Source organism: Methanoculleus thermophilus, from assembly GCF_001571405.1.
Classification (GTDB): Archaea; Halobacteriota; Methanomicrobia; order Methanomicrobiales; family Methanoculleaceae; genus Methanoculleus; species Methanoculleus thermophilus.
The window spans coordinates 1-23,863 of the sequence record NZ_BCNX01000006.1 but is presented as its reverse complement, the minus strand read 5'-3'; the positions used below and the strand labels follow the sequence as shown (position 1 = coordinate 23,863).

At 63.0% G+C, this 23,863-nt stretch carries 26 protein-coding genes and 1 pseudogene; 18 read left to right on the top strand and 9 right to left on the bottom strand.

Going from position 1 to position 23,863, the window contains the following annotated elements; translation table 11 throughout:
* Positions 1-171: 171 nt before the first annotated feature.
* Genes MCUTH_RS03365 through MCUTH_RS03340 form a run of 6 tightly spaced genes read left to right on the top strand, consistent with a single transcriptional unit; the run spans position 172 to position 3,844 of the window.
* Entirely contained in the window at positions 172-741 is a 570-nt protein-coding gene (locus MCUTH_RS03365; RefSeq protein WP_066955556.1) for a beta/alpha barrel domain-containing protein, read from the top strand.
* The gene (locus MCUTH_RS03360; protein WP_169795895.1) at positions 738-1,769 is read left to right on the top strand and encodes a hypothetical protein; all 1,032 of its coding nucleotides are present in this window, start codon (positions 738-740) and stop codon (positions 1,767-1,769) included. The genes MCUTH_RS03365 and MCUTH_RS03360 overlap by 4 nt, the downstream gene beginning before the upstream one ends.
* Positions 1,763-2,281: a DUF7288 family protein gene (locus MCUTH_RS03355; RefSeq protein ID WP_066955550.1), complete on the top strand. Its 519-nt coding sequence runs from the start codon at positions 1,763-1,765 to the stop codon at positions 2,279-2,281. Before MCUTH_RS03360 ends, MCUTH_RS03355 begins: the two co-directional genes overlap by 7 nt.
* Positions 2,269-2,652, top strand: a complete 384-nt coding sequence (locus MCUTH_RS03350) for a hypothetical protein (protein ID WP_066955547.1) — start codon at positions 2,269-2,271, stop codon at positions 2,650-2,652. The genes MCUTH_RS03355 and MCUTH_RS03350 overlap by 13 nt, the downstream gene beginning before the upstream one ends.
* A 4-nt stretch (positions 2,653-2,656) precedes the next feature.
* Positions 2,657-3,079 carry a hypothetical protein gene (locus MCUTH_RS03345; protein WP_066955544.1) on the top strand — a complete coding sequence of 141 codons (423 nt, stop codon included), beginning with the start codon at positions 2,657-2,659 and terminating at the stop codon, positions 3,077-3,079.
* Positions 3,080-3,094: 15 nt separating this feature from the next.
* Positions 3,095-3,844, top strand: coding sequence for a DUF7289 family protein (locus MCUTH_RS03340; protein WP_066955540.1), 750 nt, complete (start codon positions 3,095-3,097; stop codon positions 3,842-3,844).
* 117 nt (positions 3,845-3,961) lie between these two features.
* On the opposite strand, the gene eif1A is transcribed toward MCUTH_RS03340, so the two are convergent.
* Both eif1A and MCUTH_RS03330 read right to left on the bottom strand, forming a co-directional pair.
* A complete protein-coding gene (gene eif1A / locus MCUTH_RS03335) occupies positions 3,962-4,291 on the bottom strand; it encodes a translation initiation factor eIF-1A (RefSeq protein WP_083524748.1) in 330 nt (109 codons plus the stop codon).
* A gap of 70 nt (positions 4,292-4,361) precedes the next feature.
* The gene (locus MCUTH_RS03330; protein ID WP_066955534.1) at positions 4,362-4,547 is read right to left on the bottom strand and encodes a hypothetical protein; all 186 of its coding nucleotides are present in this window, start codon (positions 4,545-4,547) and stop codon (positions 4,362-4,364) included.
* Here MCUTH_RS03330 and MCUTH_RS03325 point away from each other — a divergent pair.
* Genes MCUTH_RS03325 through MCUTH_RS03315 form a run of 3 tightly spaced genes read left to right on the top strand, consistent with a single transcriptional unit; the run spans position 4,546 to position 7,603 of the window.
* Positions 4,546-5,214 (top strand): hypothetical protein, encoded by a 669-nt coding sequence (locus MCUTH_RS03325; RefSeq protein ID WP_066955532.1) that lies wholly within the window; start codon positions 4,546-4,548, stop codon positions 5,212-5,214. The genes MCUTH_RS03330 and MCUTH_RS03325 overlap by 2 nt on opposite strands.
* 59 nt (positions 5,215-5,273) lie before the next feature.
* Complete coding sequence (locus MCUTH_RS03320; protein WP_224732838.1) at positions 5,274-6,206, top strand: metallophosphoesterase; 933 nt, start codon at positions 5,274-5,276, stop codon at positions 6,204-6,206.
* Positions 6,207-6,232: 26 nt separating this feature from the next.
* Positions 6,233-7,603: an MFS transporter gene (locus tag MCUTH_RS03315; protein ID WP_066955526.1), complete on the top strand. Its 1,371-nt coding sequence runs from the start codon at positions 6,233-6,235 to the stop codon at positions 7,601-7,603.
* Here MCUTH_RS03315 and MCUTH_RS03310 read toward each other — a convergent pair.
* Positions 7,583-8,476, bottom strand: a complete 894-nt coding sequence (locus MCUTH_RS03310; RefSeq protein WP_224732839.1) for an ATP cone domain-containing protein — start codon at positions 8,474-8,476, stop codon at positions 7,583-7,585. The two genes, MCUTH_RS03315 and MCUTH_RS03310, sit on opposite strands and share 21 nt — an antisense overlap.
* Positions 8,477-8,531: 55 nt before the next feature.
* Here MCUTH_RS03310 and MCUTH_RS03305 point away from each other — a divergent pair, with 55 nt between their 5' ends.
* Entirely contained in the window at positions 8,532-9,473 is a 942-nt protein-coding gene (locus MCUTH_RS03305; RefSeq protein WP_066956870.1) for a ketopantoate reductase family protein, read from the top strand.
* Position 9,474: 1 nt separating this feature from the next.
* On the opposite strand, the gene MCUTH_RS03300 is transcribed toward MCUTH_RS03305, so the two are convergent.
* From MCUTH_RS03300 to MCUTH_RS03275, 6 genes are all read right to left on the bottom strand, one after another.
* The gene (locus MCUTH_RS03300; protein ID WP_066955523.1) at positions 9,475-9,654 is read right to left on the bottom strand and encodes a hypothetical protein; all 180 of its coding nucleotides are present in this window, start codon (positions 9,652-9,654) and stop codon (positions 9,475-9,477) included.
* 153 nt (positions 9,655-9,807) lie between these two features.
* A complete protein-coding gene (locus tag MCUTH_RS03295) occupies positions 9,808-10,083 on the bottom strand; it encodes a pro-sigmaK processing inhibitor BofA family protein (protein ID WP_066955521.1) in 276 nt (91 codons plus the stop codon).
* Positions 10,084-10,129: 46 nt separating this feature from the next.
* Positions 10,130-10,678, bottom strand: coding sequence for a transglutaminase-like domain-containing protein (locus tag MCUTH_RS03290; protein ID WP_066955518.1), 549 nt, complete (start codon positions 10,676-10,678; stop codon positions 10,130-10,132).
* Positions 10,679-10,813: 135 nt separating this feature from the next.
* Complete coding sequence (locus tag MCUTH_RS03285; RefSeq protein ID WP_150468754.1) at positions 10,814-12,034, bottom strand: BaiN/RdsA family NAD(P)/FAD-dependent oxidoreductase; 1,221 nt, start codon at positions 12,032-12,034, stop codon at positions 10,814-10,816.
* 43 nt (positions 12,035-12,077) lie between these two features.
* The gene (locus tag MCUTH_RS03280; protein WP_150468755.1) at positions 12,078-13,181 is read right to left on the bottom strand and encodes a glycosyltransferase family 2 protein; all 1,104 of its coding nucleotides are present in this window, start codon (positions 13,179-13,181) and stop codon (positions 12,078-12,080) included.
* 11 nt (positions 13,182-13,192) lie between these two features.
* Complete coding sequence (locus tag MCUTH_RS03275; protein ID WP_150468756.1) at positions 13,193-14,767, bottom strand: lipopolysaccharide biosynthesis protein; 1,575 nt, start codon at positions 14,765-14,767, stop codon at positions 13,193-13,195.
* 84 nt (positions 14,768-14,851) lie between these two features.
* Between MCUTH_RS03275 and MCUTH_RS03270 the strand changes: the two genes are divergently transcribed.
* The 8 genes and pseudogenes from MCUTH_RS03270 to MCUTH_RS03235 form a co-directional block, all read left to right on the top strand.
* Positions 14,852-16,171, top strand: a complete 1,320-nt coding sequence (locus MCUTH_RS03270; protein ID WP_150468757.1) for a Coenzyme F420 hydrogenase/dehydrogenase, beta subunit C-terminal domain — start codon at positions 14,852-14,854, stop codon at positions 16,169-16,171.
* Positions 16,164-17,420: a polysaccharide pyruvyl transferase family protein gene (locus MCUTH_RS03265; protein ID WP_066956867.1), complete on the top strand. Its 1,257-nt coding sequence runs from the start codon at positions 16,164-16,166 to the stop codon at positions 17,418-17,420. The genes MCUTH_RS03270 and MCUTH_RS03265 overlap by 8 nt, the downstream gene beginning before the upstream one ends.
* 4 nt (positions 17,421-17,424) lie before the next feature.
* Positions 17,425-18,429 (top strand): glycosyltransferase family 2 protein, encoded by a 1,005-nt coding sequence (locus MCUTH_RS03260; RefSeq protein WP_083524747.1) that lies wholly within the window; start codon positions 17,425-17,427, stop codon positions 18,427-18,429.
* A 437-nt stretch (positions 18,430-18,866) separates the two neighbouring features.
* Complete coding sequence (locus MCUTH_RS03255; RefSeq protein ID WP_066955504.1) at positions 18,867-19,949, top strand: DegT/DnrJ/EryC1/StrS family aminotransferase; 1,083 nt, start codon at positions 18,867-18,869, stop codon at positions 19,947-19,949.
* A gap of 2 nt (positions 19,950-19,951) precedes the next feature.
* Positions 19,952-20,866 (top strand): Gfo/Idh/MocA family protein, encoded by a 915-nt coding sequence (locus MCUTH_RS03250; protein WP_066955502.1) that lies wholly within the window; start codon positions 19,952-19,954, stop codon positions 20,864-20,866.
* The gene (wecB, locus tag MCUTH_RS03245) at positions 20,863-21,918 is read left to right on the top strand and encodes a non-hydrolyzing UDP-N-acetylglucosamine 2-epimerase (RefSeq protein ID WP_066955500.1); all 1,056 of its coding nucleotides are present in this window, start codon (positions 20,863-20,865) and stop codon (positions 21,916-21,918) included. Before MCUTH_RS03250 ends, wecB begins: the two co-directional genes overlap by 4 nt.
* An 11-nt stretch (positions 21,919-21,929) precedes the next feature.
* Complete coding sequence (locus MCUTH_RS03240) at positions 21,930-23,393, top strand: nucleotide sugar dehydrogenase (RefSeq protein WP_066956864.1); 1,464 nt, start codon at positions 21,930-21,932, stop codon at positions 23,391-23,393.
* Positions 23,394-23,400: 7 nt separating this feature from the next.
* A pseudogene (locus MCUTH_RS03235) lies at positions 23,401-23,863 on the top strand (hypothetical protein); the annotation flags it as partial.

The following is a 23,863-nucleotide window of genomic DNA, read 5'->3' as shown; positions in this document are numbered from 1 at the left end:
AATAAATATTATGATAGCCTCCCGGCCCTTTAAGGGGCTGCGAATTATGGGATTGAATGAAATATTTTTGACAAATATCGACTTCTTGTTCCTAATATCCATTTTTTGAGGCAAATTTTTGAAAAACAAGAAGGATGGTTATTTATATATCATTGAGTATATCTGCTTTAGATGAGAGTCCCCTGGGGCTTCCTGGCCCTGTTTGCCGCGATCTGTATCTTCTGCACCGCGTGCGGTTGTCTAGGTCCGTCTCCGCCGCCCGATGACGGCGGTGAAGGGATCACGCCCGTAAATGAGGCCGAACCGCAGGGGCCCAGGACCCTCACCGGGGCTCTTGCGGACCTCGATCTTCTCCTTGCCGAGGGCAGGCTGAACCTCACCAACACGACGCTGCACCAGGTGATCGGGACCGGGGTGGACCTCGACGGTCGGGCCTCCGCCTGGATCCTCGGTCTTCGGGACGGCGGGGAGGTGCGCTGGCTCACGTTCGGGATCTCAGGCTGGCAGGAGGTCAAGCTCGCGGCCCCCCTGCCGGAGGATGAGATCCTCTTCGACGAGATCCTTCTCCCCGAGGATCTCCTCGCGGAGAGAGGCGGCGTGCTCGCCCCAGCACTGGAGCGGGGCGGTGCCGATACGGTCGATATCGCGCTTGCCCGCGAGGTCTACACCGTCACGGTCCGCTCGGATACCGGGATGGAGAGGTTCTCGTTCCGGGCCGATACCGGGGAGGCGATCGCTTGAGGGATGAAGACGGCGTGATGTCGCTGGACTTCCTCGCCGGGTTCACGATCTTTTTGCTCGCGCTGATCATGGTGGTGAGCATGGTCCCCGGGCTGCTTGCGGGGCTTGGGAGCAGCAGCATCGACTACGATGCGGTCGCCTACCGGACGGGGGTGATCCTCGCCGAGGATCCGGGCTGGCCGGCCTATCCGCCCTGGGAGATGGCCGGGAACCCGGACGAGATCGAGCGGATGGGGTTTTCTGTCTCAAGAGAGACCCCGAACGTCCTCCTCTCGACGAAGATCGAGAGATTCTTCGACTCAGGTTTCACCGCCGGGGACTACCGCAGCAAGGCGATCTTCGGCGATTACCCCTATTCTTACAACATCTCGATCCGGAGCCTTGACGGGGCCTACCAGAATAGCACCGGCGAGCCACTCCCTCCCGGCCACGGCTACATCCGCCGGGTGGTGAAGATCAAAGAGCCGGGAGCGGCAGTGATCGACGGAAGTCTTGCACCAAGATACCTCATCCCGGTAGCGGAACGGCAGAACACCACCACCCGGGAGTTCACCGTCCGGCTGGATCTTCGGGAACTGCTCGACCCGTCGATCGGCCCGGCCTACCGGATCGACCCGCGGACGGAGCCGGTGAGCGTGACGATCAGGGATTTCGATGCATATCTCAATGGAACCGCATCCGACGCCACACTAACGAGCGTGAGGTTCTGGAAGATGGATACGGCAAGGCCGAACCCGAGGTTCACCCTGATCCCGTTCTCGTATGAAGCGATGGATCCGAACATCTACACCCTGCGAATTGATGGTGAGGGGTGCAACCTCACGCCAAACAGACCGGTCACCTCAAGCATCTCGTTCGTATTAAAGCCGGAGGCGATATCGCGGTTCACCCTTGACCAGAACAGCATCCTGGATATCCGGTTCACCTTTGATAACAAGACAAACATCGGCGGGACGTACCTCTACAACTACGAGAACGCCACCCCGCCGCCCCTCAAGCCCGCCGTCCTGGAGGTGGCGATATGGTGAGCGAGGAGGGGCAGCTCTACACGATGGAGGGGGTCGCGGCCGGGATCATCATGCTCCTTGCGGCATACATCGCCGTCAGCACGACGGGGATCTACACGACCGGCGACACGCACATCCCGGATATGCAACTTGAGCAGCTCGGGAGCGACGTCCTCGCGATGATGGATACGCCGGACACTGCAGGAGACTCAAAGAGCGATCTGGAGAACTTCGTCAATACGAACAACGGCGACGAATTCAAGAAGATGTTCCTGAGTTACTGCAACGCAACGACGAGCGGTGACCTCGATAACCTGCATATGAGCGCCGTCGTCGTCTACCGCTCAGGGGGCGAGATCCGAGAACACCAGTTTGTTGCGCCCGACGACAATACCTGGACCGGGCGCGAGAACACGGTGCGGGTGACCCGGTGGGTGCAGCTGCCAACAACGAGGCCCGCCGGCATGCCCACAGATATGCCAAACGACCGCCCGAAAGCCGTCCTCGTGGAGGTGCTTCTATGGCGTGCATGAATGAGGAGGGGCAGTGGATCGTCCTGATGGGCCTCCTCGTCGCGGTCGGGATCTTCTTCCTTGCGCTGATCATCAACCAGTCGGCGCTTGTAGGGCAGACGACCGCGGAGGGGGTGCTTGAGTTCCCGAAGAACGATATCAGAGACCTGCGGGAGGCGATCTTCGACTACGTCGACCGTTTTGGCAATGCTAACAATCACAGCAGTCAGGCGGTTCGCCAGGACATCATCGCGATCTCCCTCGAACGGAAGAATGCCGTGGTCGACTTTGACGTGGAGAGCCCACAGAACATCTCCGGCCGCCTGCTCTACCCGGTGACCATTCACTACAACAACGGGGTGACGAAGTACGATGAGAGGGTGTATTACTGAACCGATGAACGAGGAAGGCGTCACCCGGCTGATGGAGTACATCATCATCACCGGGGTGCTGCTCGTCCTGATGATCGTGATGATCTTCGTCGTCAACGCCGTCCTGATGGAGGGGCCGGCCGACAGGCTCCGCTACCACGCCTTCGTGGATATCGGGAACGGGGTCAGCACCCGGGTTGTGGACCTCTACGTCATCGCGCCCGGAAACGGGACGATCGAGACGAGGTTCGACATCCCCGACGAGGTTGCGGGGCGCGACTACTTCGTGAACGTCGCGATGGAGGGCGCAAGCCAGGCGATCGAGGTCCAGGGCGGGAGCATCAAGAGCAGGGTTGCAATCGCCGGGGTCGGGGCGACGAAGGGTGTTGCCGGCAACACCACCGGCGCGGGGTGGAACATGATCCGGTACGACTCCAGAGGATTTTAGGGGAGGAAGAGAACCATGAAGGTGAATGAGGAGGCGGTCTCAGAGGCGGTCGGGTTCATCCTGATACTTGGGATCGTCATCACCGGGATCGGGCTCGTCACGCTCTACGGCTACCCGGTGCTCATTAAAGAACAGAGCAGCACCGACATAAAGAACATGGAGCGGGCGATGATCGTCCTCCAGAACGACCAAAAGAGTCTCTGTTTCAAGAACGTCCCCTACAAGGAGTCGTCGCTCCAGGTGACCGGGGGAACGCTTGAGGTGATCAATGCAAGCGACTACCCGGTATCCATCGAGATATTGGCGAACGGGGTCCCCGTTGGAGAGTACTTCCTCGGCGCCATGATCTTTCACTCCGACCGCGGCAGCGAGGTGATCACCCTCGAGAACGGGGCGGTGGTGACACGCCAGGAGGGGACGGCAGGCTCGGCGATGCTTGCGGAGCCGCGGTGGTTCTACGATAACTCCACGGGAACGTTCGTCGCCTATATCATGAAGATTGTTACCGACAAACCGATGGCCAGGTCCGGGATGGCGACGGTGAGGATGAACCTAGCGAATACAACCGTCATCCCCGTATCGAGTCCTGACACCACCGTCCTGGTTACGTACAACAACGACCCATCAAGGGATCACTCGACCGCCTGGAGGAACTACCTCACCTCGAACGTCGGGATGCAGAACGCTGGCGGCGATACCTATACCCTCTCGGGGGTGGATAAACTCGTCATAAAAGAGTATACCATCCAGATCCTCGGGATCTGACCCCGGTGGATCTCCCCGCCTCGGGTACCAAGGCTTGGTATTGCGACCCGCGGGGACTTCGTACGTCCCCGGCCGTAGAGGGAGGGGAACAGGCGCAAAGAGAGAAAAAAGAGGATATCAGAGGTACCGGTTCTTCCGGAGCCACTCCACCTGGGGTTTCGTGTAGCGGTAGATGATATCGCACTTTTCATCCTGGAAGTTCCAGGGGACGACGATCAGGACATCGCCTTCCCGGATCCAGACTTTCTTCTTTATCTTACCCTTGATCCGCCCGGTGCGCGTCACACCATCGATACAGCGGATCCTGATATGGTTCGCGCCCAGCATCAGTTCGGCGCTCCCAAACATCTCCCGATTCCTCTTGTTGGGCAGGCGGACGCGGATTACTTCTCCTCCTTCCCCGTCCTCATCCTCGAATTCGGGTTTACGCTTTGTAGATTCTGTCAGTTCATCAACCCCGTGGTCCAGAATGTTTGGTCACTTGTGTGTCCAATTTATAGACCTGCTAGCTTATCAACTATTCTCCTGGAAACGAACGGGCAACCTCAACAGCCGGCAGACCCGCGCCGGTTGAGCCGTTGCCCTGCCCGGCAGAGGTCCATGGGGCAGCCACCCCGACCGGCCGGGGAGCGATGCACCAGTCACGCGAGACGGCCACCGGGACGATTATGTATCTGCCCGACCAGTAACTCAGCACACCCATGACCTCCTGCCCGTCCCCGTCGCGCGGGGTATACCTGACCTACTTCATCCAGGGGCTCATCCTCCTTGCCGTAGCTTCCAGCATCATGGCGGGGGAGTACTTCCTCGGGTTCGCCTCGGGGATCGCCTTCCTTCTCACGATGGCGCCCACCCTGGTGACCCGGAACCTGCGCCTCTGCTTCCCCTGGGAGGTCAACCTCCTTATCGCCCTCTCCCTCTACCTCCACGTCATGGGGCATGTCGGCGAGTACTACGTCACCCTCGCGCCCTACTACGACAAACTGACCCACCTCATCTCCTCGGCAACCGTCGGGCTCATCGCCTTCTTCCTCGCGATCCTTGCCGAATACCGGGGGGACATCCGGCTGAATAGAACGGCGATCATCGTCTTCATCCTGGTCTCAACCCTCGCTGCAGGAGCGATATGGGAGATCTACGAATTTGCAGCCGACCAGATCTTTGGCACCGATCTTCAGCACGGGAACACGGACACCATGATGGACTTCGTCATGGACCTCATCGGCGCCGTGATCGCCGCCGGGGTCGCCGCGATCACCCTCGCAAAGGAAGAGAGGCACCAGTTTATCCGGCTCTTCGCCGACCCGTCCTCCAAACTCGAGCCGGCCGATATCTCGCCCGAACCGGCCGAACTGGCCCGAAGTCGGTGATCCGCCCCAATCCCTGAGAGGCGGATCATATATTATTCATGAGTGATGAATAAAAGGCAGTGAATCTGAAGGCTCCAGACGTACGATATCTTGCAGTATTCATGCTCGTTCTTCTCCCGTCCATGACCGGCTACATGGCCTGGGAGGCGCGGGCCGTCGAGGTGACCGTCCTCAATATCGAGGGGGCTCCCGAAGGCATCGTCTATATCACCGACCCCCATGTCCAGCCATCGAACATCGACCACGTCCGCAGCGTCATCGCCGAGATCAACCGCTTGAACCCCTCGCTCGTCCTGATCGGCGGGGACTTCGTCACCGGCGAGGAAGAGGACTTCGCCGCCCAGGAGGTCTGGCGGTCGCTTGATGCACCGGCGTACGCGGTCCTCGGGAACCATGACTACCGGGTGGGGATCGACGGCACAGGGGGCGTCGAAAGGATGCTTGCCGTCTCTACATCGGCGAACGTCACCACCGCCGGCTACGACGTCTCGGGCTTGAGCGACGGCTCCGCCGATACCGCGTTTGCCGACGGACTCGCCGCAGCTCTTGAGGAGAACGGGGTCCACGTTCTCAGGAACGAGTTCGTCCTAGTCCCGGTCGGGGATGAGGAGATCGTCATCGTCGGGGTCGACGACGGCTGGGCCGGGATGGCTGACCCGCCGGAGGTGCCGGAGACGGACGCCTTCACCCTCTACCTCATCCACGAGCCCTCCTGCCGGGCCGACTGGGACGCCGACCTCATCCTCGCCGGGCACACTCACGGCGGCCAGTTCCTCTTCCCGGTCATTGCGCAGTTAAACGACCTCGGCGTCGTCGAGCTTGCCGGAATGTTTGACGCCGACGGGAGGACACCGACGTATATCTCCCGCGGGATCTGCAGCTCAAACCTTGCCGGAGTGGACCTCCGGTTCAACTGCCAGCCCGAGATCGTCCTCATCAACCCGACAGAAGAGCAGCTCCGGGCTATCGGCGGGTCCGCTCCCGCAGGTTAATTACCCCTTCCGCCTATTCTCCGGGGATGCTGTCTCCCGTTGAGCGGCGGTATACCACCTTCGCAGTCGCGCTCGGGTCCTCGCTTGCACCGTTCATGGTCGCCGGGCTCTTCGTGGCAATCCCGGCCGTCGGGGAGGAGTTTGCGGCAGACCCGGTGATCCTGGGCTGGATCCCGACCGCCTTCTTCCTTGCCGCAGCAATGTTTCTCATCCCGTTCGGGAGGAACGCCGATATCTACGGGGGGAAACGGATCTTCTCCCTAGGCCTTGCCGTATACTTCATCGCCGCCCTCGCCGCCGCCCTCGCTCCAACGGCACCCATCCTCATCGGCGCCAGATTTCTTGCCGGAGTCGGGGCTGCGATGGTCTTTGCAACGTCGTTTGCCCTGCTTGGGCTTATCCTCCCGGAAGACGAGCGGGGGGCGGCTCTCGGGATCAACATCGCCGCGAGCTTCGGCGGGTTCGCGCTGGGGTTCCTTGCGGGCGGTCTCCTTGCCTACTACAGCACCTGGCGGGCGCTCTTTCTCGTGCCGCCGCCCGTCGCCCTGCTCTCCGCCGGGATCATCCGGCGCCACCTGAGGGGCGAGTGCGCTCTATCACGCGGGACGCGCCCGGATCTCTTCGGCATCGCTCTTTCCACGACGACGATCCTCCTTCTCATGGTCGGGCTCTCCCTCCTGCCAGCGGTGCAGGGCGCCGCGGCTCTTGCCGCCGGCCTCGCATCGCTCGGCACCTTCATCGTCCACGAGACCAAGACAGCCGATCCGCTCCTTGATATCCGCACCCTCCTTCGCAACCGGCCGCTCGCTCTTGCAAACGCCGCCGTCCTGGTCTATAGCACGGCGGGATCCGCATACGTCTACCTCTTCAGCCTGTACTTCCAGTACGTCCGGGAGTTCGATGCCCGGCTGGCCGGGAGCATCTTCCTCGTCACAAGCCTGGTCACGGCATCCCTGGTCGGGTATACCGGCCGGCTCTCGGATCGGATAAGTCCGCACCTGGTCGCGATGGCCGGTGCTGCTATGACGATTGCCGGCTTTGCCGCCCTCTCCTTCATCGGTCCGGCAACGCCCGTAGCCGTCCCGGTCCTGGCACTGGTGCTCATTGTAGTGGGGATCGCGTTCTTCCAGCCCCCGGTCTACACACTCGTCATCGGGGCGGCCGAACGGGCGATGTACGGGGTGGCGTCGGGGCTCGTCGAGACGATGCGCCTTCTTGGGATGACCGCGAGCATGGCAGTCGCCATCGTCGCCTTCGCCCTCAACTTTGGCGGGATGGCGATCACCGAAGAGACCGTCCCTCTGCTCCTCACAAGTCTGCAGGCGCTCTTTTCCATCTACTTCTGCCTCTCTGTGGCAAGCCTTCTGGTGATCTGGCTAGCCGGGCGGGCGGCGTAGTTCCGGCTCAAGGATCTTTCTCGCCCTTTCGGCGATCAGGAGGACCTCCTGGAGCGGGATCCCGCTATCGTGGGCAATCGTCGCCGCATCGCCGTAGGCGACCGCTTTGGCCGTGAGGATCCCGGCGGCGGCGAGCTTCGCGGTGACTGACCGGGTCACCCCGGAGACGATCGTCACCGGGTAGGACTGCGTCTCCTCGATCATCGTCCGGAGGTTCCTCTCCACCGGGTAGTCCCACCCGATATGCTCGATCCCCCGGCAGGTCGCGTAGCGTTTTGCGTGCTCGGAGAGCTTGGTGTTGCAGACGATCAGGGCGCCGTCGATCGAGACGATGCACCGCCCGGAGCGGAACCCCTCCTGGAGGTCCTCGACGATCGCCCGGGCGATCCGTCCTTCGTCAAGCCCGGTCATCCGGTGGTAACTCACGTGGTGTTTTACCTCGACAAAGAGGGTGGTGCCGTCTTTCTGCGCGATGGCATCCACCTCGTGCTCCCCGCACCGCCCGGCAAGGACGCACCCGGCCTTGACCCGGTAGCCGTGCTCCCGGAGGAGGATCCGCACAAACTCCTCAAAATCAGGTTTTGGGCGGAGAAGGGCGAGGGCTCTCCGGAGGTTTGTCCGATGCGCGACGGCGGGGCGGACGGCCCGGGCACGGGTCCGGATCATCCGAAGGACCGCCGCGGTCCGGATGCCGTCCGGGACCGCCTCCTCGATATCATCGGCGATCCGGTCGGCGTCCTCCGGATCGAGTCCGAAGTTCTCAAGCGTCCGCCGCACTCTCTTCCGGTCGAAGGGCTGCCGGCTGCCGTCGGCCTTCGTGACGTACTTCATCCGGTAGGGGATCTCGGTTCCCGGGACAAAAAGCGTTCGCAAGTTGTCATCTGCCGCACCATTATCAGTCCAAACACCCAATATGGACAACGAGCAGATGGAATCGTTACAACGCCCGACCATCCTGGTCCTCGGCGCGGGGGCGGTCGGCCTTGCGCTCGCCGGGAGGCTTGCCCGCGTCGCGACGGTCTATGCGGCCTGCCGGCCGGTGCATGCCAATGCGATCCGGGACCGGGGTCTTCTGATGGAGGGGATCTGGGGGAACGGGGCCGTCGAGGGGATCATCCCCGTCACGGGACCGGATGAGATCACGACCGAGGTCGATCTCGTCATCGTCACTGCAAAGGGCACCGATACCCGGTCGATCTGCGAGGAGTACGCTCGCGTGATCCGGGGCCTGCCGGTGGCAAGCCTCCAGAACGGGATAGGAAACGAGGAGATCATCGCGGAGTACACCGGGACCGTCATCGGCGGGACCGTGACGACGAACTTCTCGGTCGTCGCCCCCGGACACGTCCGGGTCTTAAGCGAGAGCGCCCCGATGCGCTTTGGGATCTGGTCCGGCGACGGCGCCGCCCTCGACCGCCTGATCGGGATCGTCCGAACCGCCGGGATCACGGTCGAGCCCGATCCCGAGATCCGCTCGGGCAAGTGGGCGAAAGCCCTCTTAAACATCGCCGTAAACCCGATCTCTGCCCTCCTTCACGCCCCGGTCGGGGTGGCGGCCGATGCGGATATCCGGAAGACCGTGATCGGGCTCGTCCGCGAGACCTACGCCGTCGCCGCGGCAGAGGGGGTCAGGCTCCCCTGGGCGACCGCCGACGACTACCTCGAGTACCTCTTCTCCGTGCAGGTGCCGGACTTCGCCGCGGTCTACCCCTCGATGTACTACGACCTTGAGCGGGGCCGCCGGACGGAGATCGATCTCCTCAACGGGTATATCGCCCGGCTCGGGGAGCGCCACGGGATCGCGACGCCGTACAACCGGTGCATCGCCGGGTTCGTCCGCTACGCAGAAAGGCACCCCCGGGAACGGTGAGTCACTTCCTGGCCAGTTTCTCCGCGAGTTTCCGGGCCGCCTCGCGGGCCTTCGCCTCGGTCCTCCAGAGCCCGGTCTTTCCGACGGGGTTGCCTTCCCGGTCGTAGAGCTGGACATAGTAACCCCCCTCCAGGCGGGCGAACCGGACCTCGCCGACGATGCCGGGGCCGTACTCATGCATGACCAGAGGTTTTTTTGCCGGGGATATGAACGTTCCTCTCAGCGCTCGTGGGGATGAAGTGCCATAACGGTTGCCCGACGGGTTCCCGAAAGAATAGGGGATGCGATTCAGCCCGGCGGTCGAGGATCTCACCCGGACAATCGCACAATGGGCCTAGATCGTCAGCGGTATCCCGAGGAGGTGGAGCACCACAGTCAGGACGACCCCGAATAATCCGCCGATGGCGCAGATCAGAACGGTGAGGATGTTGATCGGGACATCCGGCCTGCCGAAGAGGCTCATCAGATTGAGGAGGTTGATGAGCCAGAGCAGGATCACCCCCACGACGGCGTTGATGATGAGGGTGGAGACGCTCTTGACGACCTTGTAGAGGAGGTACGCGACGACGATCACCAGGATCAGGACAAGAAGCCCCGCAAGCAAGCTCATACTGGTCGTTTGACGCACCCGATATTGAACCTTCCCGCAGCCCCGATCAGAGGTAGCCCATCACCTTAAAGACCGGCTGGAGGCAGACCCCGTTTCCGGTCTTGATGCATCGGATCCCGGGAACACCCTCGTAGGCCCCCATCGTCCGGCCGTCCTCGAGCTCGACCCAGTCGTGGACGGCGATGCCCTTGCCGAAGATCGTGACGTGGAGGGCGTTGGTCCGAAACGTCTTCGTATCCCAGATCATGATCCCGTGGACCGGACGGGCGGCGATGCCGTTTCGACGGAGGATCTCGGTCCGGAGGAGCGCAAGGTCGGTGCAGTCGCCCACCCCGTAGGCCAGGGTGGCGTCGAGCCCGACCGGGAAGAAGCGGGGGGCGCCGTCGACGCTTGAGACCGTCATCCTGTTCACCCGATCGACGAAGTCCTCATCGGAGGGGGTCTCGGGGGGTTGTGCAAACGCGGCGATCCGGTCGACCGGAGCCTCAAAGTCGGTCGCGCCGGCGTCGCCGGACCATCCGCCATCGTAGATGAGGTCTCCCTCGGATGCGATGACGGAGAGGAGAAGGATCGTGCAAATCGTGCTCCAAACCACGTTATTATCTCAATAAATTTGAATGATGTGTGCAATATAATAGAATTTCTATTTGAATCAAAAAATGTAGAGGCTGGATATAATATTCAAACCGACCTCATCAGGAAGTGGGGGGATGGAGCGCACAACGCGAGATTACCTGGTCGCGATATGCCGGGCCGCGAGGGCCGCGGTGGAGAAAGCCGCCTGGAGGTTGTAGCCCCCGGTATCGCCGTCGATATCGAGGACTTCACCGATGAAGAAGAGGTTCTTTATCGTCTTTGACTCCATGGTCTTTGGGTTGACCCCGGTGAGCGCAACGCCCCCGCGTGTCGCCATCGCCTCGTTAAATCCCCCGAGCCGGGCGACGGTGAACGGGAACTCCGCTATCGAGGCGGCGACGGTCTTTCGGAGATCCTTTTTGAGGTGGGCGCAGGTCTCCGGCGGCGGGATCCCGGCAAGGTCGAGGAGCCGCCTGACGAACCGCTCGGGAAGGGGGAGGGCGGATAGAACGGTCTTGACCTGCCGGGCCCCGCCGGCGGCGAGCGCCGCGACGACCCGCTCCCGTGCCGCCTCTGCGGTCGAGTTCGGGAGGAAGGTCACCCGGACGACGTCTCCGGGCCGGATGGAGCGCGAGAGATCGAGCACCCCCGGGCCCGAGAGCCCGGTATGGGTAAAGAGGAGGTCGCCGACCCTCTGGGAGACCCGCCTGCCGTCGCGGTAGACCGTGAACGTGAGGTTCTCAAACGATATCCCGGCGAGATCGGCGAACGGGTGGTTTTCGGGGTAGACCGGGGCGAGCGCCGGGGCGATCTCCGTTGTCGGCTGGCCGAGGGAGCAGGCGAAGGTGTAGCCGTCCCCGGTCGAGCCGGTCGCGGGGTAGGAGGCCCCGCCGGTCGCGATGACCAGGATGTCTGCCCGGATGGAGCCCGCCGCTGTCGTGACGGTGAACACGTCGGCCTCGCGCTCGACGGAGAGAACGGGTTCGCCGGACCGGATCTCGACACCCCGGGAGGCGCACCCGGCAAGGAGGACCGAGAGGACGTCGGCAGCCCTCCGGGTCTCCGGGAAGACCTTTCCTCCGGGCTCGGTCTCCATCCCGAGCCCCTGCCCGGCAAAGAAGTTGATGAGATCGCGGTTCGTGAAGTTCATCAGCGCGGGCCGGAGGAACCTCCCGTTGTCACCGTAACGGGAGAGGAAGTCGGCGATCTCGCCGTCGTGGGTGATGTTGCACTGGCCCGAGCCCGTGATCAGGAGTTTTCGTCCTGGTCGCGGCTTTTTTTCTAAAACAATCACCTTCCGGCCCACTCCTGCCGCCTGCAGGCCGCAGAAGAGCCCGGCGGGCCCTCCTCCGATGATGACGACGGTGCTCTCCACCTTATACCGTGCATTCCCCGGAGGCATCAGCGTTGGGGTGGGGCTACCGGTCGTCAGGGCAAAGGATTCCTCCCCGGGACCGCTGGCGGAGACGGTCCGCGAGGCTATAGAGGAGCGAGTGGCCCCGAAGGACCGCTCCAGATGCACCGAAGCGGCATAGCCGGTAGAGCACCCTCCATACGGCGCCGGGGTCGGCGCCCAGGCGCCTGAGTGCCCGAAGTTCCGCGGTCGCATCCTCAAACCGGTTATACCGGAGCGCGAACTTGAGCCTCTTCATACTGTACCTGCGATCGATCCGGGCGAGGTACCAGGCCTTCTCGTCCTCGGCAAGAAGGTAGAAGGCGGAGATGACCTCGCGCTGGAGCTCCTGGTGGAGGAACGTCCTCTCTCTCAGGCCGGAGTACTCCTCCCCCTCGATCCGGTGCGAGTGGCTCTCGGGGCGGATGTAGTAGATGTAGAGCGGTTCATCGATGTACCCTGTTTTGTTCCTGTAGGCGCAAGGAATCAGCAGCTGCCAGTTCTGCCCGGCCCGGTTCTGCCAGTAGATCCCGCATGCGGGGATCCGCTCAAAGAGGACCGCAGAGCGGACCATGTAGCACCCCGACGTGCAGTAGGTCCGCTCAAAGAGGAGGTCCTCAAAGATATCCTCGTTATGAACAACAGCCCCCTCAGACCCATAGCGTACGACCACACCGGGGTTCTCCTCGCGGACCGCCGCGTAATCGGAGCGGACCATCGCGTAATCAGGGTGGCTCTCCAGGAACTCGACCCGCTTTGCTACGGAGGTCGGCATCAGGGCATCGTCGCAGTCCGGCCAGATGAGGTACTCCCCGGTGACATACGGGAGCCCCGCATTGATCGCCCCCGCCGCACCCCGGTTGGCCGCGAGCGGGATGTAGCGGAACGCATACCCCCGCGCCTCGAGTTCATCCTTCCAGGAGAGGCAGACCGCCTCGGTATCGTCGGTGCTGCCGTCGTTGACGACGATGATCTCCAGGTCGTCGTAGGTCTGCCGGGAGAGCGAGGTGAAGTACCGGTCGAGGTACGCTTCGCCGTTGTAGCAGGGGGTAAGGACGCTGACCCTTCCCTCCTCAAACGATCGCATGGAGCGGTCGGTTGGTATATCGCGGGAGTAATTAAGCCTCACCCATCGCCCCGTCAGAGGAGCCAGGACGGGACCCTCCGTGAGATGGGGGACGGGAGGACCGAGCGAATGAGGTCGCGTTCCGGCCCGGTGAGGACGACCCGGGCGACTACCGCGAGGTAGACGATCGATATCGCGGCGGAGACGAGCGCGATATCGGCGATCGAGGCCGGGACCGAGAGGATGGATATGAGGGGATACCCAGCGGCGACCAGCGCCGCGTATCCGAGGAACCCAGGGATAGTCGGCATATAAAACGCAGCCGCCGGGACCCCCTGGACCTTTGCCGCATACCAGGGAACGAAGACGGCGTTGCGCAGCCAGAGCGCGAGGATGAAGGCGATCGCCACACCGTACATGCCGAGGCCATAGATCCGCGGCAGAACGAGGGCGAGGACGAGGTTGAGGAGCCCGGCGGCGATCGTGACGAGTGCGGGGACCCGGACCCGGTTGTAGGCCGCATAACTGATGATGAGCGGCCGGACGGCGACGATCGCTGTCAATGGGAGAAGCAGCGTCCAGATCAAGAGCGAGAGGTGCGCGAACTCTTCGCCCACCCAGATGGTGAGGATCTGGGGGGAGAAGAGCGACATGAGCCCGATGGGAAGAGCCATCGCTAGACCGACGCACTTGACCGAGACGACCGAGAGGTCGTGGATTGTGGCAAACGAGCGCCGGGCGTAGTAGGTGTAGTAGACCGGGCTTAAGACCGAGGTGATCAGGCCCGTGATCGACCAGAGAAGGTTGAAGAGGATCATCACCATGGCGTACTCCCCGCCCGCCGCGGTCCCGAAAGCGCGGTTGACGATGATGAGGGAGAGCTGGAGGAGAAGGAGGGTTCCGATCTGGTCAATGAGGATCCACCGGGCGAGATCGGTGATCCGAAAGAACTCATATTTCGAGAAGTGCGAGGCGGATATGGGGATCCGGTTGTAGACGGCCCGCGAGAGGATGATGGTGAGGATGAGCGAGAGGAGGGCGGCGATGAGATAGGCGAGCCCGACATAGGAGAGGGAGGGGGTCTCGATGGCAAAGAGCGCCACGATGATCCCGATCGCCGCAAGCGTGTAGGTGATGGAGATGTAGTTGTTGTAGTGGATCTTGTTGTGTGCATACATCACGGCGGAGAAGGGGCTTCGGAGCGCCGTGATGAGGGCCCCGAGGAAGACCAGCGCAAAGAGGAAGAATACGCTGGTCCGCTCGATATCCGTGATCCGGAAGAAGTCCGGTGTGAGGGTCGCGATCCCGACGGCGACCGGGGCAAAGAGGAGGGCGAATGCCCCGACCGTGACGAGCGCGGTGTTGAACGTCCGAGTGGCGCCGGAGAGATCTGATCGCTGGATATTGATGGTGAGATACCTTGATATCGCCACGTTCAGGGAGTCGAGGATCAGCATCACGTAGCTGGTAAAGGATGTTGCGAGGGGGATGACCCCGTATGCCGCTAACCCCAGGGTATCGATGTAGAACGGTACGACGAGCAGCCCCACGAGGAGGTTCACCGCAAAGAGCGCGAAGTTCGATGTGAGGTTTCGCGAGAACTCTCTCTTGAAATCCGGGGGGTGGGCGAACTCCGGAGACACACGCACCTGATACCACCTCCGCGTATATAGGGTTAGAGGCTCCGGGGAGCAGAAGGCATAATACCCCTGGCCCGCATAATGGGCGCATCCATGGGATCTCCCGTCACGACCGGCAAAAACCTCTGTATCGGCTGCGGTCTCTGCGCCGCCCTCTGCCCGGAGAGGGCCCTCTCCATGGCGTGGAACCGCTACGGCGAGTACAGCCCCGCGGAGGCGGACCCCTGTACCACAGGGTGCGGCCTCTGCGCAAAGGTCTGTCCGTTCGCGGGGTCCGGGGAGAACGAGGATACGCTCGGGGAGCGGCTGTACGGGGCGATCCCGGGGATCCGGCACCGTCCCGAGACCGGCTACTACCTCGCCTCGTACGTCGGCTACTCGGAGGAGCACCGGCAAAGGAGCGCCTCGGGCGGTGTTGCGACCTGGATCCTCGAGAGACTGCTTTCAGAGGGGATCGTCGACCGCGTCATCTGCGTCGCCCCCACCGGAGATCCGGAGAGGATCTTTGCTTTCCGGATCTTTGAGAGCCCCGAAGAGGTCCGCACCGGGGCCGGATCGGCCTACTACCCGGTGGAGCTCTCGGGGGTCATCCGGGAGGTCCTCGCGGTCCCGGGGCGGTATGCCGTCACCGGTCTCCCGTGCTTTATCAAGGCGATAAGGCTAGCCCAGCAGCAGAACAAGAAACTCCGGGAGCGGGTCGCCGTCACGCTCGGCCTCGTCTGCGGGCAGTTAAAGAGCAGGCGGTTTACGGAGTACGCCGCCGCTCTCGCCGGGGTGCGGGGGGAGGTGGTGGGGGTCCGCTACCGGGGAAAGAGCCCGGACCAGCCGGCGAGCAACTTCTACTTCTCTTTTGCGACCAGAGACGGTGAAGAGCATAAGATCTTCTGGAGAGAGGGGATTGGCGAGGCCTGGGGGAACCGGTGGTTCACGCCCAAGGCCTGCAACTACTGCGACGACGTCTTTGCCGAGTGCGCGGATGCAACCTGCATGGATGCCTGGCTCCCGGAGTACGTAGAGGACAGCCGGGGGACGAGCCTTGTGCTGGTGCGATCACCGCTGGTCCGGGAGGCGCTCAAAGAGGGGATCGCTCTCGCACCCATCCCGGTCGAGCGCCTGATCCAGAGCCAGGCCGGGGTCGTCGCGGTCAAGCGGGAGCACCTGGCGTACCGGCTCCACCTCAACGGGGAGCGGGCGCCAGAAAAACGGGTTGTACCGGCACGCCCGAAAAACCCCATCCTCCGGCAGGAGATCGCCGCAAAAGACCGGATGCAGGAGTTCAGCCGCGAATTCGAGGGATGCTGGGCGGACTTCCGGGCCGCAATGGGCCCGGACCTTGCGCGGCTTGCGGCTTTGCGGGCGATCAGGGTTCCGGTCCGTGCTCTACAATCCCTCCGGGGTGGTCGGCGTGGATGACGACGGGCGGCCCCTCTTCATCCTGGCCGGGAACGGGCCCTACGAGAACCGGGGGTGCGAGGCGATCGTGCGGGGGACGACGAAGATCCTCCGGGAGCACTTCAACAACCCCCGTTTCGTCTGCTTCAGTTTCTTTCCGGATGGGGAACTCTTCCGCAGGCAGTCGCTCCAGGAGACCGACGGGGCGATCACGCACCTGCACGCCTACCGGCGGATGACGAAGGCGGAGTTTATCAAGAATATCTGGCGGCCCTCCTGCTGGGGCTACGCCTGCGACCGCATCTTTCGCCCCGACGCCCTGAAGTACCGGCTCTACCGGCAGATGCTCCCCTACCTAGGCGATGCAGACGCAGTCCTCTCCGTCGGCGGGGACAACTACTCGCTCGATTACGGGATCCCGACGCGGTATACGGACCTCGACGACGTCGTGCTCCGAAAGAACAAACCGATCATCATCTGGGGTGCCTCGGTCGGCCCGTTCAGTGCGATCCCCGAGTATGAACGCTACATGAGCAGCCATCTTCGAGAAGTCACCGGGATCTTCGCCCGGGAGTCGATGACGGTCGAGTACCTCAACCGGATCGGAGTTGTCGAGAACGTCCATCCAGTCGCAGACCCGGCGTTTCTGATGGACCCCGTAAAACCCCGAAACGACCCCGGGATCGACGGGGAGGCGATCGGGATAAACCTCAGTCCCCTTATGGCAAGGTACACAACAGGCGGAGATATCGAGGCATGGGCGAAGATGGCGGCCGGGATCATCGCCGAGGTGGCGGAGAGGACGGATCTCCCCATCTACCTCATCCCGCACGTCACAATTCCGATTCCCCACACCGACGACCATGCATTCATGCAGCGGGTGCTCTCGCTGATCGAGGATAGGAAGAAGGATATCACCCTGATCTCCCCGATCTACAACGCCGCAGAGACGAAGTGGATCATCGGCAGGATGGCAGTCTTTGCCGGGGCACGGACCCACGCAACGATCGCGGCCCTCTCCTCGGGCGTCCCTACCTTGAGCTTTGCCTACAGCATCAAGGCCCGGGGGATCAACCGGGATATCTTCGGGCATGAGTCGTATGTCCATACGTTCGAGGAGCACGATACGAGCGCCCCGGTAGAGAAGATCTCGGCCCTTCTTGAGAGACGGGAAGATGTGGAGCACGAGCTCCAAAAGAGGCTCCCCGGGATCAGGGCCGCGGCGCTCGAGGCCGGGCGGCTCCTTCGGCACCGGATAGGGGAGGTGTGAGGAGATGCCCGCGGTCTCCGTCGTCATCCCCCTCTTCAATAAGGGTCCGCACATCGGGGGAACCCTCCGGTCGGTCCTCGCCCAGACCGTCGAGGACGTTGAGGTCATCGTCGTCGAGGGGGGCTCGACCGACGAGGGCCCGGAGGTTGTCCGGGGGTTTCGGGACCCCCGGATACGGATGATCCACGCTGGAAGGCGGGGGGCCTCCGCCGCCCGAAACGCCGGGATCGAGGCCGCGTCATCCGATCTCGTCGCGTTCCTCGACGCCGACGACGAGTGGATGCCCCGGCACCTTGAGGTCATCCTGGGACTCCGGGAGAGGTATCCCTGCGCCGGTCTGTACGCGACGGGCTACACTATCAGGGAGGGATCGAAGACCCGGGTCGCGTCGCTCTCCCCGGAGATCCCGCCGGCGCCCCGGGATGGACTGATCCGGAACTACTTCCTGGCCGCGATCCGGGGGGACCCGCCGGTGATGACATCGGCGGTTGCCGTCCCCCGGCAGGTTCTCGTGGAGTTAGGGGGGTTCAATACCGCCGCGTGGTACGGGGAGGACGTCGATCTCTGGGGCAGGATCGCCCTCCGTTACCCGGTCGCCCTCAGCCGAAAGATCACGGCGGTCTACCACAAGGAGGCTTTAAACCGGGCCTGCAGCAGGAGGGAGCCGATCGAGGAGCATGTCTTTGTGGCCACGGCGAAGAGGGCGATAGAGGGCGGGGAGGTGCCGCCGGCGCTGCGGGAGGACCTGCTTGAGTACGTTGCGTCGCGATCGATCCAGACAGCGTTCCGGAACCTGGAGGCGGGGAGACCCGATCTCGCCCGGGCAAACCTGAAGGGGTGTCGGACGCGCCGGCTCTGGAAGCTGAAGTACTGGGCCCTCCTCTGGGCCTACCTGCCCCCGGGCGCTTATAGGGCGCTTGAGCCCCAGGGGATGATCGAGTGGTATAACGGCTGGCGGGAGAGGGTGCGGGGGCTGGATCGCTCCGCCACCCGGGGGAGGGAGGGGTGAGAAGGTCAGGTGGCTCACCTTTGCGGTATAGTGCTCGCGGTTCCTGATGAATTGATTCGGAAAACAGCGAAAATATCAATGAATATTTTAGAAATCGGAAGGAGAGCCTCAAAGGGGCATCTCGAGAGACTCACACCAAGCTTCTAAATTCCATTCAGAACCCCTAAACCGCCCCACCGCCATAACCATTTCTGCGCTACATCGTCACCGGGGGTCAGTTTCATCGGATCGAACCTTGCAGACACCCTAACAGGCGATTACGACGTCATTATCGACAATCTCACCACCGGGTCAGTGATATTCCAACATCACCAAACACCGGCTCATGTATCCTCAATCCAGCCTTTATGCGGGTTGTGTTAAGGATTTTCACCAAATCATTCAGTTTAAAAAGCAAACCCGTATATCAAACCCAAGAAAATAGTGATGTGAGAGACATGCACATCCCCATCGCCCAGCCATCGCTTGGAAACGAAGAAAGTGCCGCGGTTCTCGCCGTCCTCGCCTCCGGCACGATCGCACAGGGTCCGGTCACTGCCGCCTTCGAAGAGGAGTTTGCTGCCTACTGCGGCGTCCCCCACGCCGTTGCCGTCAACAACGGGACCGCCGCCCTCCACGCGGCGCTCCTCGCCGCCGGGGTCGGGCCGGGGGACGAGGTGATCGTCCCGGCGTTTACGTTCTTCGCGACCGCCTCCTCGGTCTCGATGTGCGGCGCCCGGCCCATCTTTGCCGACGTCGATCCGGTGACCGCCACGATCGACCCGGCCGATGTCCTCGAAAAAGTCGGCCCAAAGACCAAGGCCATCATCGGCGTCCACCTCTACGGCCAGCCCTGCGACGCCGGGGCAATCCGCGAGATCTGCATCGATAAGGGGCTCGTCTTCATCGAGGACGCCGCCCAGGCCCACGGGGCGGAGTACCGTGGGAGACGGACGGGGGCGCTCGGCGACCTCGCCTGCTTCTCCTTCTACGCGACAAAGAACATGGCGACAGGGGAAGGGGGGATGGTGACGACGACTTCGGACGAGTACGATGAGCGTCTCCGCCGGATCATCAACCACGGCCAGAGCGAGAAGTACCTCCATACCGAACTCGGCTACAACTACCGCATGACCGATATCGCCGCGGCGATCGGCCGGGTGCAGCTAGCAAAACTCGACGGCTTCAACCGCAGGCGGCAGGAGAACGCTGCGTATTACAACAGCCACATCACAGCCCCGGGACTCGTGCACCCATCCGTCGCGTCCGGACGGACCCACGTCTGGCACCAGTATTCCCTCCGGCTCACCGGAGACTTCCCGCTCTCCCGGGACGAGTTCATGGCGTACCTCCGCGAGCACGGGATCGGCTGCGCTGTCCATTATCCGATCGCCCTCTCCCGGCAGCCCTTCTACGCCGGGGCCGCGACCTGCCCGATCGCGGAGTCGCTCGCGGCCTCGGTCGTCTCGATCCCGGTACATCCGGGGGTCACGGAGGAGGGACGGGCATATGTTGCTGATACGATCAACGGGGTGATCTGAGCATGGATGCAGGCGTCATCGGCACCGGGATGATGGGCAGGAACCACGTCCGGGTCTACACCGAGCTCAAGGAGGTCGGGACGACCTACGTCTACGATCTAAATACCAAAGCCGCCGAGGAGGTCGCCGCGGCCACCGGGGCGGAGGTCTGCCGCTCGATGGAGGAGTTCCTCGAAAAAGTGGAGTGCGCCTCGGTCGTGGTCCCGACCCCATATCACTTCAAGATAGCAAAAGAGGTCGTCGCCGCCGGGGTGCATACCCTGATCGAGAAGCCGCTCTGCCTCACCGCCGCCGAGTGCGAGGAGTTGATCGGGCTCATCCCGGAGGATCTCACGGTCGGCGTCGGGCACATCGAGCGGTTCAACCCGGTCGTGACGGAGATTGCACGGATCGTGAAGGAACCGCTCTACGTCTCTTTCCACCGGCACAACCCGGCATCGGCACGGGTGACCGGGTCCTCGGTCGTCGAGGACCTCATGATCCACGACATCGACGTCGCGTTCAACGTCCTCTTCCCGGGGCAGGAGTGCACGATCCGTGCGAGCGGGACCGGCGATGTCGCTGCGGCGCTCGCGACCTTCGGGCAGACTCCGGTCTACCTCTCGACCTCCCGCAAGGCCTCCAAGAAGATCCGTTCGATCTACATCGAGGAGGAGGAGCGGACGATCGAGGGCGACTTCATGACCCAGGAGGTCTACGTCTACTGGAAACCCGGGGCTTACAGGCAGGAGAACGGGCTCTACCGCCAGGAGAACATCATCGAGAAACTCCTGGTGAACAAGGTCGAGCCCTTGAAGATTGAGTTAGCGACATTCGTCCGGGCCGCCCGTGATGGAAAGCCCTTCCCGGTGACGCCGGAGGAGGGCTACTCGAACGTCCGGGCCTGCGAGGAGATCTGCAAGAGGCTCGCGGCATGAAGGTCCTCTCAGTTGTCGGGGCCCGGCCCCAGTTCATCAAGTGCGCCCCGGTCTCGCGGGAGATCCGGAAAAGACACGAGGAAGTCCTGGTTCACACCGGGCAGCACTACGACTACCTCCTCTCTGAGGTCTTCTTTAAGGATCTCGGGATCCCGGAGCCCGACTACCACCTCGAGATCGGGTCGGGGAGCCACGGGGTCCAGACCGGCCGGATGCTTGCTGCGATCGAGGAGGTGATCGCAAAAGAGGAGCCGGGGATCGTTCTCGTCTACGGGGACACAAACTCCACCCTGGCCGGGGCTCTCGCGGCGGCAAAGATGCACGTACCGGTGGCGCACGTCGAGGCGGGGCTTAGGAGTTTCGACCGCCGGATGCCTGAAGAGGTGAACCGGGTGCTCACTGATCACGTATCGGACCTCCTCTTCTGCCCGACGGCGACGGCTGTGCAGAACCTCGCGGCCGAGGGGATCACGAGGGGCGTCCGCCTCACCGGGGACGTGATGGTCGATGCCCTCGAGGAGAACCTCGCTCTTGCAAAAGAGCGCTCGAGCTGGAACCTCCCCCGGGGCGGGTACTATCTCGCCACGGTCCATCGTGCGGGGAATACCGACGATCCTGCGGCACTTCGGGCGATCATGAGCGCGTTTTCGCGCCTGGACGGACCGGTGATCTTTCCGGTCCATCCCCGGACGAGAAAGAAACTTGCCGAGTACGGGATTGTGCCTGCAGAGAATGTCCAGGTGATCGAGCCGCTCCCCTACTTTGACATGCTTGCCGCCCTCGCCGGCGCCCGGGCGGTTCTGACCGACTCCGGCGGCGTCCAGAAGGAGGCCTACATCCTCAAAGTGCCGTGCGTGACCCTGCGGGAGAACACCGAGTGGGTCGAGACCCTGGAGGACAGCTGGAACGTCCTCGTCGGCACGGATGCAGATCGAATCGTTGCCGCGGCCGCGAGGGGCTGCGGCGGCCGCCATGCGGCCCGGTTCGGCGACGGGCGCGCTGCGGAGCGGATTGCCACGATCATCAGTGAATATGAATCTGAAAACCAATAGAGATGAAGACAATGACCGAGAACCTTGCAGCACTCATCGATAGACGCGGCCCGATCCGGACGGTCGGGGTCATCGGGATGGGCTACGTCGGCATCCCGGCGGCCGCGCTCTTTGCGGACGTGCCGCACTTTAAGCATGTCTACGGCTTCCAGCGGGACTCGCCCACATCGGGATACAAGATCGCAATGCTCAACCGCGGGGAGTCGCCGCTCAAGGGCGAGGAGCCGGGGCTTCCCGAGTTACTGAAAAAGATCGTGAGCGCCGGGAAGTTTACATGTACTGCGGATTTTTCAAAGATCGCAGAGTGCGACGCGGTGACTCTTGCGATCCAGACGCCGTTTAAGGACAAAAAAGACCTCCTCCCGGACTTTACGCCGCTCGTGGAGGGCCTCCGGAACGTCGGGCGGCACCTGACACCCGGGATGCTCGTGGTGCTCGAGTCGACGATCACCCCGGGGACGACGACCGGGATGGCCCGCGAGATCCTCGAGGAGGAGTCCGGGCTTGTTGCCGGGAGGGACTTCGCTCTTGCGCACGCCCCCGAGCGGGTGATGGTCGGGCGGCTGCTTCGAAATATCCGGGAGCACGACCGGGTCGTCGGCGGGATCGACGAGGTCTCAACGAGACGTGCGGTGGAACTCTACTCGCCGGTGCTCACGACCGGGCGCGTGATCCCGATGACCGCAACCGCGGCCGAGGTGACAAAGACCGCCGAGAACACCTTCCGCGATCTGCAGATCGCGGCCGCGAACCAGCTCGCCCTCTACTGCGAGGCGATGGGGGTCAACGTCTACGACGTCCGGGCAGGTATTGCGTCGCTCAAGGGCGAGGGAATCACCCGGGCGATCCTCTGGCCGGGCGCCGGGGTCGGCGGCCACTGCCTGACCAAGGACACCTACCACCTGGAGCGCGGGGTGCAGGTTATCGGCGGGGAACTGGACTATCCTCCCGGCCGGGAGTCGCTCTACACCCTGGCCCGCGGCATCAACGACTTCATGCCAAAGCACATGCTGCGCCTGACCGAGTCGGCGCTCGTGCAGGTCGGGAAGAGTCTCTCGGGCTCAAAGATCGCGTTGCTTGGCTGGGCGTTCATCAACGACTCCGACGACGCGCGAAACACGCCGGCAGAGCCGTTCCGCGACGCGGCGCTCGCCGCCGGGGCGGAGGTTTCCGTCCACGACCCCTGGGTGGACCCGGCGACATCGCCGGACGCGCCGCCGGGGCTCTCGCGGGACTTAGAAGGAGTTCTTTCCGGCGCGGACGCGGTGGTGATCTTTACCGGGCACAAGGAGTACCGCGGGCTTTCCCCCGCACGGGTGAAGGAGCTCTCGCGGTGTGCACACCCGGCAATCGTGGACGGGCGCAACCTCGTGGACCCGGATGCGTGGATCGAGGCGGGTTTTGCGTACCGGGGGATTGGGAGAGGGGATAAGAATGGACACGATCTTAAACCGACGCCTCCAATGACATCTTAAGGCAACCATGCAGATGCACGAGATCCTCCAGCGGGACCCGGAGATCTGGCGCCTTTTCACCTGCGCAGAGGAGTACGAAGAGACGTTCAGGGACGGCTACGACCGGTTTCCCCACTACATGAGCAGGCACCGGGAGCCCTTTGTGCCCCGGGCCTCCCGGTACCTCGTCGAGCAGGGCTATCGCCCCGAGTACCCTGACGGCCAGCCCTTCGCCGTCTGCCTCACCCACGATGTCGATTGGGTCTACCGATCCATTCTCTACAAGGGGTACGCTACCCTCTCCTCTTTAAAGAACGGGGACTTCGCAAAGGCCCTCGCGAGCGCCAGGGAGATCCGGTCAAAGCTTCCTCGTTGTACGCCGGGACCACCACGGCGATCCGCCTCCCCCGGTAGCGGGGTTCCCGGGTCTGGGCCCCCTCGCGCTCCGCTCCGGCGACCTTCAGGTGATGGTCATGGACCAGGGTCAGGAT

Excerpts from the sequence above, each read along its gene's own strand:
- MCUTH_RS03365 (WP_066955556.1), top strand. The coding sequence starts at position 172 with ATGAGAGTCCCCTGGGGCTTCCTGGCCCTGTTTGCCGCGATCTGTATC.
- MCUTH_RS03355 (WP_066955550.1), top strand. The coding sequence starts at position 1,763 with ATGGTGAGCGAGGAGGGGCAGCTCTACACGATGGAGGGGGTCGCGGCC.
- MCUTH_RS03350 (WP_066955547.1), top strand. The coding sequence starts at position 2,269 with ATGGCGTGCATGAATGAGGAGGGGCAGTGGATCGTCCTGATGGGCCTC.
- MCUTH_RS03345 (WP_066955544.1), top strand. The coding sequence starts at position 2,657 with ATGAACGAGGAAGGCGTCACCCGGCTGATGGAGTACATCATCATCACC.
- MCUTH_RS03340 (WP_066955540.1), top strand. The coding sequence starts at position 3,095 with ATGAAGGTGAATGAGGAGGCGGTCTCAGAGGCGGTCGGGTTCATCCTG.
- MCUTH_RS03325 (WP_066955532.1), top strand. The coding sequence starts at position 4,546 with ATGACCTCCTGCCCGTCCCCGTCGCGCGGGGTATACCTGACCTACTTC.
- MCUTH_RS03330 (WP_066955534.1), bottom strand. The coding sequence starts at position 4,547 with ATGGGTGTGCTGAGTTACTGGTCGGGCAGATACATAATCGTCCCGGTG.
- MCUTH_RS03315 (WP_066955526.1), top strand. The coding sequence starts at position 6,233 with ATGCTGTCTCCCGTTGAGCGGCGGTATACCACCTTCGCAGTCGCGCTC.
- MCUTH_RS03305 (WP_066956870.1), top strand. The coding sequence starts at position 8,532 with ATGGAATCGTTACAACGCCCGACCATCCTGGTCCTCGGCGCGGGGGCG.
- MCUTH_RS03300 (WP_066955523.1), bottom strand. The coding sequence starts at position 9,654 with ATGCATGAGTACGGCCCCGGCATCGTCGGCGAGGTCCGGTTCGCCCGC.
- MCUTH_RS03295 (WP_066955521.1), bottom strand. The coding sequence starts at position 10,083 with ATGAGCTTGCTTGCGGGGCTTCTTGTCCTGATCCTGGTGATCGTCGTC.
- MCUTH_RS03270 (WP_150468757.1), top strand. The coding sequence starts at position 14,852 with ATGGGATCTCCCGTCACGACCGGCAAAAACCTCTGTATCGGCTGCGGT.
- MCUTH_RS03260 (WP_083524747.1), top strand. The coding sequence starts at position 17,425 with ATGCCCGCGGTCTCCGTCGTCATCCCCCTCTTCAATAAGGGTCCGCAC.
- MCUTH_RS03255 (WP_066955504.1), top strand. The coding sequence starts at position 18,867 with ATGCACATCCCCATCGCCCAGCCATCGCTTGGAAACGAAGAAAGTGCC.
- MCUTH_RS03250 (WP_066955502.1), top strand. The coding sequence starts at position 19,952 with ATGGATGCAGGCGTCATCGGCACCGGGATGATGGGCAGGAACCACGTC.
- wecB (WP_066955500.1), top strand. The coding sequence starts at position 20,863 with ATGAAGGTCCTCTCAGTTGTCGGGGCCCGGCCCCAGTTCATCAAGTGC.
- MCUTH_RS03240 (WP_066956864.1), top strand. The coding sequence starts at position 21,930 with ATGACCGAGAACCTTGCAGCACTCATCGATAGACGCGGCCCGATCCGG.